Source organism: Kineosporia succinea, from assembly GCF_030811555.1.
Classification (GTDB): domain Bacteria; phylum Actinomycetota; class Actinomycetes; order Actinomycetales; family Kineosporiaceae; genus Kineosporia; species Kineosporia succinea.
The window spans coordinates 3,459,919-3,473,911 of record NZ_JAUSQZ010000001.1 but is presented as its reverse complement, the minus strand read 5'-3'; the positions used below and the strand labels follow the sequence as shown (position 1 = coordinate 3,473,911).

The following is a 13,993-nucleotide window of genomic DNA, read 5'->3' as shown; positions in this document are numbered from 1 at the left end:
TGTGGCTCTTGGCCCGTGAACGAAAGAACGCCCCCGGAAACGTATTCCGAGGGCGTTCATCTCGCTGGGACTACTTGGTGAAGAGCTCCTGGTACTTCGCGCCCGCGTTCGGGTTCTGACCACTGCCATAGATCGAGCCGGCGTAGTACGGGGCGTCTTCGTTGAAGTACGACTCGTAAGCCAGCTGACTGCCGAGGCTTTGGAACCAGGCGTTCATCTTGGCGATGTAGTAGGGGTTGTCGCCGCCGTTACTGCCCTCGCTGGCGGTACCCGGGTACACGCCCCACTCCGGCACGCTGATCTTCTTGCCGTGGCTCTTGGCGAAGTTGGCCCAGTACTTCAGGCCCTGCTTGCCGTTGAGGTGCTCGTTCCAGCTGGCCTGGTCGACGGCGCCCGGGTACATGTCGTACGAGTCGACGCCCACGATGTCGACGTACTCGTCGCCCGGGTAGGCCTTGGTCGCGTCGGCCAGGCCGGAACCCACGCCCCGGTTGACGTTCCAGTCCCAGGTCAGGGCCGGGGCGACCGACTCGGCGGCCCCGACAACCTGCTGCCAGCAGCCCTTGAAGGCCTCGGCGTCACCGGCGGCCCAGGCGTACCAGTTGCCGTTGAACTCCCAGCCGAGGCGGATGACGGTGGTGTCGTCCAGACCGGCGGCCTTGATGTTCTTGGCGATCTGCTTCCACTTGTCGTTGTAGGCACCCGTGGCGCACTCGGAGAGCGTGCTGCCGTCTTCGGGGAAGGGCGGGAAACCGAACGACTTGGTGTACGAGGTGCCCTTCCAGGCCGCGTACAGCCAGTCCGGGTTCACCAGCTCGTCCCAGTTGGAGCGGGCCGGCCAGTCGACGACCACGTCGAGCCCGGTGCCGCGCCACTGGGCGAAGGCCGCCTGGTTGCTGGCGTTGCTGCCCGGCATGTAGACGCCCGAGGCCCAGCCCAGGCCGGAGGCCTTGTCACTCAGGTTGGCCAGGCCGACCTGAGTGGTGCCGCCGGGCTTGGAGCTGGTCGGTGCGTCGTCGGTGGTGGTCGTGGTCCTGCTGGCGCTGGGCGACTTCGACTTGTCGGCGCTGGTCGTCTTGGAGGCGGCCTTCTTGGTCTTCGTGGCCGTGGCCTTGCCCAGACGTTCCTGGTTCTTCTTCAGCTCTTCCGACGTCGGCGACGTGGACCGGTCGGCCGTGATCGTCGGCATCGTGTTGCCCTCGCTGGTCAGAGCCGCTTCCTGGGTGGGCTCGGACTGGGCGCGGTCGAGGAAGTAGCCACCGGGGACGGCCACGGTCAGTGCGATCGCGACGGCGCCCAGCCAGGCACGCTTGTTGCTGGCGGCGCGGCCGATCGGGCCCCGGCTGGAACGACGGCCGGTCTGCGGGCGCTTGCCACGCAGCGAGCGGCGGGTGGAGATCTCACCGGTGGGCGTGGGGTCGTCGACGGTGATGTCGGCGATGATGATGCTGCCGGTGTCGGCCGAGCTGACCGTGCCGAGGTCGAGTGCCCCGGTCTCCATGGCCTTTCGCTCCGAGCGCGACCGGGCGACCTTGATCGAGCCGGTGTCGGTCTCTTCCAGACGGGGAATGGCCACGGTGGCCGCTTCCGGGTCGGTCTCCCGGCCGATCAGGCCGAAGGTGAGCTGGCGCTGCAGGGCGCGGCGACGGCGGCGCTTCTCCATGCGCTCGCGGCGGGCGCGCAGGTCGGCGCGACTCAGGCGCTCTTCCGGCGGGGCGGCGGCGACGCGGATGCTCTTGCGGCCGGTACTGCTGGTCTCGCGGGGACGGGTCTCGCGAGGGCCGGTCTCGCGGGGGCTCGTCTCGCGGGGTCGGGTCGGGGTCGGGTCGCTCGGGTCGCCCAGGTCGTCGGCGAAGAAGGACGAACCCTCGACGGAACCGACCGTGACCGGGGCGCCGACCTGCGCATGGACCTGTGCGTTGAGCGTCGCGTTGACGGCGGCGCGCCGCTTGCGGCGGCCTGCGGCGGGGTCGAGATCGTGCGTTGCGCGCTTTGCGCGGCTGCGGCGGCTGTCGAGCACTTCACCGCGGTCGGCGGAGGCCGGCTGGGCCTCACGCTCCGCAGTGGCCTGCGCTCTTCGCTCGCCTTCGCCCGGAGCTCTGCGTCTGCTCGTCACGATGGTTCTCTGCTCCCATGGTCGCCGGCGTTCGGTACGGCTGCTGGCCGCCTTCGGCCGGTTGATACGGACGCATCCCGGCCATTCACCGCAACCGAGATCGAATCGTGATGCTAGGGGACCCCGTTCCCAACCGTCTAATGTGGGCCAGACCATACCAGCGCTGGTCAGAGGCCATTCAAGACAAACTTGGGATTCTCAGTCCGGTCTCAGGTGAAGCCCGGACAGCCGCTGCGCAATCCGCTCTGATCGGACGCCACGCAGGTCATGACGGGGTGTTGATCCGCGTCAATGATCTTGTGAGCTGCAGGTCTGACAGTGAGCTATGAAGCGGCTACGTATTACTGCCATGTACGGCCGTGCGCATCTTTGCCGCTTCCATAACATTCACTTAGCGTGCCGAGCTCTGGCGGGACCGAGCACCCTCGACGCTGTGCTATGAGTTCCGCACTCTTGGTCGACCGCCGGGTGTTCAAGGATGTCGCTCAACCGTTACCGGGGCGCCGCGCTTGACCGTTCGGTGCCCGTCCCCGCACTCTGCGCAGGTGACCGAGGCCTCTTCTCCCGTTCTTCCCGCGACCACACCCGCACCTGCCCCCCTCGGCGCGGGCGGTTCCGCCCCCGCCGACCGCCGGCAGTACGTGCTGACGCTGGCCTGTGAGGACAGGCCGGGCATCGTCTACGCCGTCGCGAGCTTCCTGATCCAGCACGGCTGCAACATCCTGCAGAGTGAGCAGTACGACGACCACGACGGCGACGAGGCCGGCACCTTCTTCATGCGGGTGCAGTTCAGCGCGCTCGACCCGGTCGAGACCCTCGAGCGTCTGCGGGCCGGTTTCCTGTCCGTCGCCGACTCCTTCCACATGCAGTGGCGCCTGGTCGACGCGAGCACCCGCTGCCGCACCCTGATCCTGGTGTCGAAGTTCGGCCACTGCCTGAACGACCTGCTGTTCCGGCACCGCATCGGGGCGCTGGGCATCGACATCCCCGCCGTCGTGAGCAACCACGTCGAGTTCCAGGACCTGGTCGAGAGCCACGGCATCCCGTTCATCCACATCCCGGTCACGAAGGACACCAAGCCCGAGGCCGAGAAGCAGCTCCTGGAGATCGTCGATCGCGAGAAGATCGACCTCGTGGTGCTGGCCCGCTACATGCAGGTGCTCTCGCCGTCGCTGTGCGACGCCCTCAGTGGCCGGGCGATCAACATCCACCACTCGTTCCTGCCGAGCTTCAAGGGGGCCCGCCCCTACGGCCAGGCCCACGCGCGCGGCGTGAAGATCATCGGCGCCACTGCCCACTATGTGACGTCGGACCTGGACGAGGGCCCGATCATCGAGCAGGACGTGCACCGGGTCACGCACGCCACAAGCGCCGAGCAGATGGCCGCGGTCGGGCGGGACGTGGAGTGCCAGGTGCTGGCGCGGGCCGTCACCTGGCACGCGGAGAACCGGGTGATGATCAACGGGACGAAGACGGTCGTCTTCAGCTGATCCCGAGCTTCCCGGCCCTCTCCTTCGTCTGTGGAGAGTGGCCGGGATTGCTGTTTTCCGGCCCGATGACGGACGCGTTCCGCACCAGAGCACCGGGGCAGGGGGTCTTGTTTCTGGATTGGTCAGACGATCCATGATCTCTGGCCCCCTCAAACGTTACGCATCGTCCAAGCCTTGCAAGACACATCCCCACCTCCCCCACCGGCACGGTCACTCCGGCACGGGGACGTCGGCAGGAGCCCGTGGTTATCCACAGGCCTGGATCGTGGGCGGACTTTCGGGTGACGGGTCGTTACTCTTTTTCCATGGTCGGGGGAGGATTTCGGATGAGAGCGCGGCTTGTTATTGGTGTGCTGGCTGGGATTTGGGCTCTGACTGGCTGCACCGGGGGCAGTGGCGAACCGAGTCCCCCACCCAGCTCAGAGGTTTCAGCCTCGAGCACGCCCAGTCCCACGGCGACGATCGAGGCACCAGTGGCGCCGGAGGCGGAGCAGACGGCCGCGGGAGCCGAGAAGTTCGTGCGGTACTTCTGGGACGTCTACAACTACGGCTACACGTCGGGTAACTCCGCACCTCTGAACGGAATCAGTGGCGAGGAGTGCGTCTTCTGCACCAGCGCGACCCGCGAGATCGACCAGGCGAACGCGCAAGGCCTTCGCCAGACCGGCGGGCGGATCACCCCTCAGGTGATCCAGGCCGCACCCGGGCCGGTCGGCTCCTCGGTCGTCGTCATCAGCGTGGTGAACCAGGAAGCCAGCCAGGTTCTCGACGAGAACGCTTCCGTCGTGGCCACTTCAAAGGCACTCAAGGCCATCAATGCCGACTCGCGCATCGAATGGACCGGGAAGTCCTGGCGGATGGCCGCGGTCACCATCTCCTCGAAGGGCGACTGATGCCTGCTGCTGCCACCGTGGCCGCCGTCCTGCTCCTGATCTCGTCGAGCTCCAATCCCCCGGTCGACGGGCCTGGTCTCGACACCGCCCTGGCCGACGACTACGCCGAGGTCTTCGGTCATCAGCCCGGCCGGAATCCCGTTTCCGGTGAGCCGGTTGCCCGGCCGGTCTCGACCGGACCTCGCTTCGTGCGCACCTACGTCCCGGCCTGCGAGGGCAACTCCCCCACCCGAACGGAATCAGTCAACTGCCTGGCCGCCGCCACCCTCTGCGCCGCCACCGCAGAGCCCGACGACATCGGGTACTGGGTGTTCTCGGCGCCGGTCGGCTCGGCCGAGTGGGCCAGCACCGGTGAATACCTCTGTCTCGGCGGGGTGGATCCCGACGAACCGCCGCCTGTCGTGCCGGTTCTCACGGGAGAGGACTTCCGACGGTTGCCGTTGCCGGCGTCGCCGATCGTGATGCAGCCACCCAACGGGCGCACTCTGGTCAACATTCCGACCAACCTCTACGCCGACGCCGACACCGTGACACTCCCGACCACGATCCTCGGGCAGCCGGTGCGGGTGCGGGCCACACCTCTGGAGTTTCGCTGGCGGTACGGCGACGGGAACTCGCTCACCACTGAAGACGCGGGGGCGCCCTATCCGGAGCTGCGCACGGCACATGTGTATCGCACGTCGGGGCGCCAGAAGGTTCGACTGGCAACGGTTTACAGCGGGGAGTACGCCGTGGGTGGCGGGCCCTGGCTGCCCGTCGACGGGACGGCGACCGTGGACAGCCCTGTCAGCACGCTCGAGGTGCTCACGGCGGAGAACCGGCTGGTCTCGTAGAGCCCCGCTGTTTTCGCGAGGCCCGGCGCGTTCGCGAGTCGGGCGGTCTCGTGGCAGCTCGGCGGTCTCGTGGCAGCTCAGCGGTCTCGTACGGACGGGCGACCTCGTACCGCTCGGCGGTCTCGCACGACTGGGCGGGCCTTGTACTGCTGGGCGGCTCTCGCACGACCGGGCAGGTCTCGCACGACCGGGCAGGTCTCGCACGACCGGGCAGGTCTCGCACGACCGGGCAGGTCTCGCACGACCGGGCAGGTCTCGCACGACCGGGCAGGGCCTGTTCTTCGTAGGGCAGTCGTTGATTGCGTGACGTCCTTGGACGTCACGCAATCAACGGGGCTACTGCTCTTCGGGCGTCGCCTTGCGAACTACGAGACGCGTCCAGGCACCGACATACACACGGTCGCCCTCACGGAACTCGACGCGCTGGCCGGCCGGGATCGGCGCGGTGGGCAACGGGGCCCCGGCCGAGGAGACGTACGTGCCGTTGGACGACTGGAGGTCTTCGGCGAACCAGCGCTGTCCGTCGGTGGTCAGCTGGGCATGGCGCCGCGAGACGCCGTGGTCGGTGCCGCAGTCCACCTGGGGGTGGATGTTGCGGCTCGTCGAGCGGCGTCCGACCAGGATGCTCTGGTCCCACAGCGGAACCACCGCGGGCATGCCCGGCGACGGGCAGGGCTCGTCGCTCTCCTGCGTGGCGTACCAGTCCGGGTCGATCCAGACCTCGGCCACCCAGGTCAGCACCTTCGGTGACGAGAACTGGGACGGGGAGATGGGGTTCGGGTTGGTCACCTCGTCGGGCACGTCGGGGGACGAGAGTGCGGACGGGGCGGGAGAGGACACGGCGGAAGGGGCCGGACCCGCAGCCGGCGCGGAGGTCGGGACCGGAGGGGGCACGGACGCGGAACCCGGCCCGGCAGGAGAACCCAACACCGGCGCAGAACTCGGCCCGGCAGAGGAACCGGCCCCGGCAGGAGCACCGGACACCGCCGCAGAACCCGACCCGGCAGAGGAACCGGCCCCGGCAGGAGCACCGGACACCGCCGCAGAACCCGCCACGCCAGACGAACCAGGCACCGCCGCAGAACCCGACCCGGCAGAGGAACCGGCCCCGGCAGGAGCACCGGACACCGCCGCGGAACCCGGCCCGGCCGTCTGCCCCGGGGCAGACGGCGAACCCGGTGCCGCCGCAGAACCCTGGGCCACCCCAGAACCCGGTGCCGTCCCAGAACCCGGTGCCGCCGCAGAACCCTGGGCCGACGAAGAACCCGGCGCAGCGGGGGCGGCGGGCGGAAGCGGCGCCGCCGGGGAGGGCGGGGCCACCGGCATCGCGGGCGCGGGGATTCCGAGCGCGGGAGTGCCGGCCGCGGCCTCCACCGGGTCGGGCATCACGCCGGTGGTGAAGTCGTAACCGCAGACCTCGCAGAACAGGTCGGCCTCGGGTACCACCGAGTTGCAGTTCGGGCACTCCTTGTCCGCGCCACCGATGCCACCGACGCCACCCGAGGGCGGGAGCAGGTCGAGCGGGTTCGACCGGGGCAGCGGCGGAGGCGACGACGGGGCGGGCGCCGGGTTCATCGGCGCCCCACAGACGTCGCAGTAGTCGGTGGATTCCGAGACGTGCCCGTCGGGACAGCGTGCACTCATCGCTTGTTGACCCTTGTCGTCTTCGTCGAGGCGGTGTCGAGCGCCATCTCGTCCAGCTTGTCCACCGACCGCTTCAACCGCACGGTGCCGGTCGCCGGATCGTCGATGTCGACGACCTTGCGCAGCTTGCTCGTTGCCTCATCGTTACCGGTCTCGGCCGCGAGGGCGACCGCACGCCCCAGCTTCGTGGTGGCCGTGGCCTCGTCACCGGCCGCCTTGGCGGCCAGACCCTCCTGGATCACCACGGCGAGCTCGGCCTGACCCGTGTAGTGCGCGACCGCCGGGTCGATGCGGGTGGTGAGCGCGTCGTCCCCCGACCACTTGGCCTTCACCAGCCCCTGCGACACGATCTGGTCGCGCACCGACAACTGCACCCGCGCGGCGAGACGTTCCTGCCCGACCGGCTGCGGCGACACCCGCACCGCCACGTGGTAGTCACGGGACTCGTCACCCCAGGCCCCGGTGGGGAAAGCCGAGGTCAGCGGGTTGATCTCGATCTTGCGACCGGTCAGGTCCTCGACGTTCGGCGAGACCTGCCGCACCCACAGCAGCTGCGAACCCTGCGGCGCCCAGACCCTCAGCTGGGCCTCCGCGACACCACGGCCCATCGCCTTCTGCATGAGCGCCTCGAAGTCCGCGGCCATCGACGCCGGGTCGGCGATCAGGTCGACCGTGCCGAGCAAGGCGGTGGAGACCCGGCGCAGCTCGGCCACGTCCCAGTCGGCCCCCACACCGCGGCAGTCGCACTGGAACCGCCCGGTGACCGACTCGATCGCCGCCTGGAACTGGTGCGGCTGCTCGCTCTGGTTCTGCCCGTCGGTGAGCAGGATCGCGTGGCGCTGCGTGGCCTGGGGCACCGTGTCGAACAGCTGCGCCGCCAGCTTCAGCCACGAGCCCATCGCGGTGCCGCCGTCGGCCTCGAGCCGGGAGATGGCCTCCTTGGCGGCAGCCCGCGCCCCCGGCTCCATCTGCACCATCGACACCCGCGCGTTCGGGTAGGGGAACGCCCGCGTCGCGATGTGCGTGCCGGAGATGATCGCGAACCAGGTGCCGTCGAGAATCTGGTCGACCGCGACCGCGGCGGCCTGACGGGCGGCGACGATCTTCGCGTCGAGCATCGACCCGGAGGTGTCGACGATGACGATCTCGGCCGCGTCACCCCCTCCGCCGCGCCCGGCCTCGCCGGCTCCGCTGCACGTCACCGAGACGATGGCGTGCACGTCGGTGGCACCCTCGGAGATGAACTCGTTCTGGAACACCTCGGCGCTGAAGGACGGCATCTCGCTCTCCGATCGTTCGTCGGGCCACCGTGAGGTGTGGCCCGGAGTGGTTCAGGGGTGCGGGTCAGGCTTCTGGCTCCGCCGGATGGACGCGCGGGGGCACGTCCGGCGTTGCGTGGACGGGGGTAGTGGTTTCGTCAGGCAACGCACTGGCCGCCCGCGGCGGGATCGGAGCGATCCGCGCAACGGCGACCGTGATGTTGTCCATGCCGCCCTGCCGGTTCGCCCACTCGACCAAACGCCCGGCGAGCTGTTCCGGTTCGCCGTGCACCTCGTCCGCAATCCCCCTCACCAGGGCCGCCAGGTCGGAAGCGGGTGAGCAGTAGTTCCAGAGCCCGTCGGAACACACCAGGAGCCAGCCCGGGCGATCGGGGACGCGGGAGTCGCGGGTGGGGATGAAGTCGGGGCTGTCCGGCCCGAGCCAGCGGGTGATCGCGTGCGCCCGCGGCCCGTTCTCGGCCTCCTCGCGCGGCACCCCGGCGAGGATCTGCTCGGTCGCCCACGAGTCGTCCCGCGACATCTGTTCCGGCTCACCGGAATCCGGGATCCAGTAGATCCGGCTGTCACCGACCCAGCCGACCACGATGACCCCGGAGTCGACGACCGCCGCGGCGAACGTGCACGACGGCGGGCTGTCCTGACGCTCCCCGACCCGGCCGCTGGGGTGGCGCCCGGCCTCGATCGCGGCCTTGTTGGCCTCTTCCCCGGCCAGCGCCAGCCGCTCGTTCCAGGCCGAGATCCGGCCGGCCACCGACGGCACGTCAGGACGCGGCCGCTCCAGCACCTCGAGGGCGGCGCGCGCCGCCCCGAGGCTGGCGATGTCCGAGTCGAACGACGACGAGACGCCGTCGCACACCACGAGAACCGCCCGCGAACCGGGTTCGGGACGGGCGGCGAGCGCCATCCCGTCTTCGTTGCGATGGTGGCGCAGGCCCCGGTCGGAGACGGCGGCGACCCAGGCCGCCGGGCGCTCCTGCCAGTGGTCGCGCAGCTTCACCGCGGGCGAACCGCAGTTCGTGCAGTAGCCGTCCAGGAACGAGGTGCCGCCGCAGGTGCGGCAGTTCGGGCTCAGGGCCTCCAGGTCGACCGGCGTCGCGGGCGAGGCCGGGTGCGCGATGCCGCCCGGCCGCTTCGACGTGTCGGCGGCGACCGGGGTGATGCCGTCGGGCAGGTCCTGACCGCAGCCCTCGCAGAACAGGTCACCGGGCTCGGCGTCCTCCCCGCAGTTGGGGCAGATCACGCTCTGCCCCGGCGGCGCGGCGGGCGGCGGGTTCTCGTTCACATCAACCTCTTGGGCAGTTCGGTCGGGCATGGTCACCGCCAGGTCCAGCGGCGCACCTGATTGGCCTGGTCGACGAGCCGGACCCGCTCGTCGCGTTTCTCGGTGAGAGAGGCCAGCTCCCGGTAGGCCTCCTCCAGACCGTCCTGGAGTTTCGGGGCCTCGGCGGGCACCCCTCCCACCAGGACATCGGGCCGGGGCCCACTGACCTGGACGTCGCTCAGTGCGGCGTCCAGCACACTCACCCGCAGCTGGGCGCGGTCGCGGGGGTCGAGCCGCACCGAGGCCACGCTCTCCAGCGCGGCCGCCAGCGCGTCCAGCCCGGCGTCGGAGGCCGCCAGCAGCGCGGCCTTCTGCCGGCGGGCGCTGACGAAGCTGCGGCTCGTGCTCGGCACCATGTCCAGCGCCGCGATCGCCGCCTCGAGCTCGCCCACGCCGTCGGTGTGCCGCTGGGAACGGATCCGGGCCAGGCCGAACGCGGCCGGGGCGGTGAAGTTCGCGTCGGTGCGCAGGCAGGTCAGGTACAGGCCCTCGGCGATGTCCGGCTGGTTGCCCTCCTCGCAGGCCACGGCGAGCGCGAGCTTGGGCGCGAGCTCACCGGGGGCCTGGCCGTAGACCGCGTTGAAGGCGGCCTGGGCGTTCGTGGCGTCGCCCCGGGCCAGCGCGGCGAGTCCGGCCAGCCAGATGGAGCGCCACTCCCACGGGTCGTCGTTGAGGATCTCGCCGACGATGCGGTCGCAGGTCTCGAGCTGGCCGGCCTCGACCGCGGTGTAGGCGGTGGCGAGACGTACCTCGATGGACGGGTTCTGGGCGCTGAGCAGCAGGTCGAGCTTCTCGCGGGGCTCGGTGACGCTGATCGAGGCGAGCCAGGCGGCCTGCGGATCGGTCTCGTCGACGCGCAGTTTCGGCAGGTTGTCCCACTGCAGCCGGTCGCCCTCGACCACCGGCGGCTCGAACAGCAGCGACGCGGTGGAGTGTGAGGCGGGCCGGTCGCCGCGGCGGTCGGCGGCCACCACCTCGCGCAGTACGCCGAGCAGCTGGGTGCGCAGTTCGTCGGCGGTGGCGAAGCGGTCGCCCGGGTTGGGGGCGCAGGTCTTGGCCAGGAGGCGGTAGAGCGAGTCGTACTGCTGGAAGAGCGGGGTGTCGTTGACGCTCGGGAGCGTGGTGGCGAAGGTCGAGGTGTTGCCCCGGAACTCCATCGCGAGCGACACCAGGCTGCGGCCGAGCGTGTAGATGTCGCTGGCCACCGACGGGCCGACGTCGGGCACCTCGGGGGCCTGGTAGCCGACGGTGCCGTAGATGGCCGAGTCGAGGTCGTCGATGCGGCGGACGCCACCGAGGTCGATCAGCTTGATCGAGTCGCCGGCCTGCACGATGTTGTCGGGCTTGAAGTCGCAGTAGAGCAGCCCGGTGTCGTGCAGGTACTGGAAGGCGGGCAGGACCTCGAGGATGTACGCGATCGCCTGGTCGACCGGGAACGGCTTGAACATCCCGCCGGCGCCGGAGATCCGGTCTTTCAGAATGTCTTTCAGCGACTTGCCGGGGACGTACTCCATCACGATGTACCCGGCGTCGTCGTGCGTGACGAAGTTGTAGATCTCGACGATCAGCGGGTGCTCGACCTGGGCCAGGAACCGCTGCTCGGCGATCGCGGCGGCGAGGGCGTCGGGGTCGCCGGAGTTGAGCAGGCCCTTGAGCACCACCCAGCGGTCGGAGACGTTCTTGTCCTTCGCCAGGTAGATCCAGCCCAGGCCGCCGTGCGCGATCGCGCCGACCACCTCGTACTGGTGCGCGACCAGATCGCCCTTCTTGAGCTTGGGCGTGAACGAGAACGCGGCCCGGCAGTTCGGGCAGAAGCCCTCGGGGCGGCCGGGCCGGCCCTGGCGGGAGCGACCGACCGGGTTGCCGCAGTTCGGGCAGTGCCGCCGGTTCTCGGGGACCTGGGGGTCTTCCTTCACCGCGGCCAGCGGGTCGGGCACCGGGGCCGGCGGCACCGTGGTGATGCCCGCGCCGAGCCGGGCCGCGCGGGTGCGCGCCGAGGTGGAGCCCAGCCGGCGGGTGCCGTTGGTGCTGCCGGTCGCGCGGGCCGAGCCGAGCGGGGCGCTGGCCAGCCGGTTGGACGACGAGGAGGTGCGGGTGGAGAGGGCCGCCCCGGCGTCGGGATCGGAGAGGGCCGCGGGTGCGCCCACTCCGGCCGGGGTGCCGCAGACGTTGCAGTACCCGTCTTCGATGGTGCCCGTGCAGCCGGGCTGGGTGCAGGAGAGCGGGGTCGATGGCATGTCAGATTCCTCCCCCGGGGACCGGGACGATCAGCCGCTGGTAGTTCTCGACGTGGTTGCGGGCGTCCTGGATGTGGCAGGGCCGGGCCGCCAGGGCGGTCTCGGCCTGCTGCTTGACGAGTGCGACGAGCGGATCGGCCGCCCGGCCGTTGGCCTGGGCCTTGGCCGCGAAGGCCCGCAGCAGCCCGAGCAGGACGCCCGGTTCGCCGAGGGCCGACGTGTAGGTGTCGCGCACCTGCTTCATCGCAGTGGCGACCAGGTCGAGGCGGGCGCGGAACGGGTCCAGCGCCTCGCGGGTCTGGGGCACCTTGCCGAGCCGGGAGACGTCGGGCACGGCGAGTTTCGGGGCGGGGACGACGGCGGCACGGGTGCGGTCGACGAGCCGGTCGAGCTCGTCGGCCTCGGCCTCGAGCTCCCGGCGGCGGGCGAGCGCGGCCCGGTAGTCGCGGCCCAGGTCGCGGTGCGCGGCGGCGGCCACGATCAGGTCGCGCTCGGCCCGGGCGGCGGCGGTCTCGATCACCGCGAACGGCCCGCTGACGTCGGAGCCGCGGCGGGCCTTGGCGGCCAGTTCGTCGAGGCGGCGCGTCAGCGCGTCGATGTCGGGCAGCGACGGTGGACGCGTGCGGCTGGTGGCCAGCTGCTCGGCGCACCGTTCGAGGGTGGCCCGGGTGGCCTGGATGCGCGCGGCCACGTCGGCGGCCATCGGGTCGAACGAGAGCCGGGCGCGCAGCGTGGCGGTGAGGGCGTCGGACAGCCGGCCGGCCTCGACCACGGAGAGGCCGATCGAGCCGGTGAACCCGTTGCCGCCGGTGCCCCAGATCACCCGGGACATCTGCTCGCGCTGCTGCGGGCCGACCCGTCCGGAGTCCCACATCTGGAACAGCTCGGTGTACCGGTCGCTGACCGACTGCCACATCGTCATCGCGAGCGTGAGGTCGGCCGTGTAGCTGTCGGCCTCGTCGGAGCGCAGGGCCGCGGCGTCGATCTGGTCGAGCTCGCGCTTGCGGGTGGCGCGCCAGGAGTCGAGCGCCCCCAGGTAGGTGCGCAGCTCGTCCACCCCGATCGCCTGCCCGAGACCACCGGGGGCGGCCGGGGCCGTGGCGTGTTCGACGTGTGTCATCGTCGGCAATTCGACCATGACGCCCCCCGCCCCGGGTGGACCAGGGGTGAACGGAGCATCAGCTCCGCTCCTGCTCGAGCTCGTCGGCGGTGCGCCCGTAGACCGCGCGGGGCACGTCCGGGCGGGTTCCGCCGTCGCTGCCCATCCACTTCGAGTAGAGCCGGTCGAAGGTGCCGTCGCCGCGCATCTTCTCCAGCACCACGTTCACGAACTGGGTGAAGTCGGCGGCGTCGGGGGCGGTGCCGAGGCCGTACGGGACGATCGTGAGGGCGTCGCCGGCCATCACCTTCGCGTAGGGGTCCTGCTGCGCGAACCCCGCCAGCACGGTGTCGTCGCTGGTGATCGCGGCGACCTCGCCCTCCTGGAACTTCACCAGGCACTCGCCCACGGCGTCCACCTCGACCACGTCGTCCACCTTGCCCCTGATCGTGTCGAGGCTGGTGGAACCCTTGGTGGTGCAGACCTTCTCGTTCTTCAGGTCCTCCACCTTCGTGGCCTCGGAGTCGCTGCGCACCAGCAGCTTCTGACCGGCCCGGTAGTACTCGCTGGAGAAGTTGATGTGCGACTTCACGTTGAACCAGCGGTCGCAGGTGATCGTCATGGTGTGCGCGACCAGGTCGACCTCGTGCGCCTGCAGCTTGGGCAGCCGCTGGGCGAAGTTGATGACCTTGTACTCGACGTCGCGGTTCGGGTCGAGCCCGAGCTCCTGGGCGACCCGCTTGGCCACGTCGATGTCGAAACCGCCGAGCTTGCTGGTCATCGGGTCGCGCGAGCCCCACAGCGTGACGTCGCCGGCGACGCCCACGACGAGCTTGCCCTTCTTCTTGATCGCGGCCATGGTCGAGCCGTCGGGCCACGAGCTCGCGGCCGTGGTCATGCCCTTCGGGTCGATGGACGCGACGACGGGGAGCCCGTCCTGCTCGCAGTTGTCGATGGTGTTGTCGGCGGCCTGCGCGGCCTCGGGCCGGACAACGGTTTCGCTGACCGCCTGCGGTGCGCCGCACCCGGCCAGCACCGCTGCGACGCCCACCATCACGGCCAGGCGAGATCGCTTCATGA

General features: G+C 70.4%; 10 protein-coding genes. 3 read left to right on the top strand and 7 right to left on the bottom strand.

Annotated elements, in window-relative coordinates:
- Positions 1-70 precede the first annotated feature (70 nt).
- Positions 71-2,116 carry a glycoside hydrolase family 26 protein gene (locus J2S57_RS15245; RefSeq protein WP_307243153.1) on the bottom strand — a complete coding sequence of 682 codons (2,046 nt, stop codon included), beginning with the start codon at positions 2,114-2,116 and terminating at the stop codon, positions 71-73.
- 545 nt (positions 2,117-2,661) lie between these two features.
- Between J2S57_RS15245 and purU the strand changes: the two genes are divergently transcribed.
- From purU to J2S57_RS15230, 3 genes are all read left to right on the top strand, one after another.
- Positions 2,662-3,606, top strand: a complete 945-nt coding sequence (gene purU / locus J2S57_RS15240; RefSeq protein ID WP_307243150.1) for a formyltetrahydrofolate deformylase — start codon at positions 2,662-2,664, stop codon at positions 3,604-3,606.
- Between the two features lie 473 nt (positions 3,607-4,079).
- Positions 4,080-4,499, top strand: coding sequence for a DUF6318 family protein (locus tag J2S57_RS15235; protein ID WP_307243148.1), 420 nt, complete (start codon positions 4,080-4,082; stop codon positions 4,497-4,499).
- Positions 4,499-5,332: a hypothetical protein gene (locus J2S57_RS15230; protein WP_307243146.1), complete on the top strand. Its 834-nt coding sequence runs from the start codon at positions 4,499-4,501 to the stop codon at positions 5,330-5,332. The genes J2S57_RS15235 and J2S57_RS15230 overlap by 1 nt, the downstream gene beginning before the upstream one ends.
- Before the next feature lie 336 nt (positions 5,333-5,668).
- Here the strand turns inward: J2S57_RS15230 and J2S57_RS15225 are convergent, their stop codons facing one another.
- From J2S57_RS15225 to J2S57_RS15200, 6 genes are all read right to left on the bottom strand, one after another.
- Positions 5,669-6,172, bottom strand: a complete 504-nt coding sequence (locus J2S57_RS15225; RefSeq protein WP_307243144.1) for an FHA domain-containing protein — start codon at positions 6,170-6,172, stop codon at positions 5,669-5,671.
- 800 nt (positions 6,173-6,972) lie between these two features.
- A complete protein-coding gene (locus tag J2S57_RS15220; RefSeq protein ID WP_307243142.1) occupies positions 6,973-8,256 on the bottom strand; it encodes a vWA domain-containing protein in 1,284 nt (427 codons plus the stop codon).
- Positions 8,257-8,320: 64 nt separating this feature from the next.
- Complete coding sequence (locus J2S57_RS15215) at positions 8,321-9,538, bottom strand: protein phosphatase 2C domain-containing protein (protein WP_307243141.1); 1,218 nt, start codon at positions 9,536-9,538, stop codon at positions 8,321-8,323.
- A gap of 32 nt (positions 9,539-9,570) precedes the next feature.
- Positions 9,571-11,814, bottom strand: coding sequence for a serine/threonine-protein kinase (locus tag J2S57_RS15210; protein WP_307243139.1), 2,244 nt, complete (start codon positions 11,812-11,814; stop codon positions 9,571-9,573).
- Position 11,815: 1 nt separating this feature from the next.
- Entirely contained in the window at positions 11,816-12,934 is a 1,119-nt protein-coding gene (locus J2S57_RS15205; RefSeq protein ID WP_307243136.1) for a hypothetical protein, read from the bottom strand.
- Between the two features lie 58 nt (positions 12,935-12,992).
- Positions 12,993-13,991, bottom strand: coding sequence for a glutamate ABC transporter substrate-binding protein (locus J2S57_RS15200; protein ID WP_307243132.1), 999 nt, complete (start codon positions 13,989-13,991; stop codon positions 12,993-12,995).
- Positions 13,992-13,993: the final 2 nt, after the last annotated feature.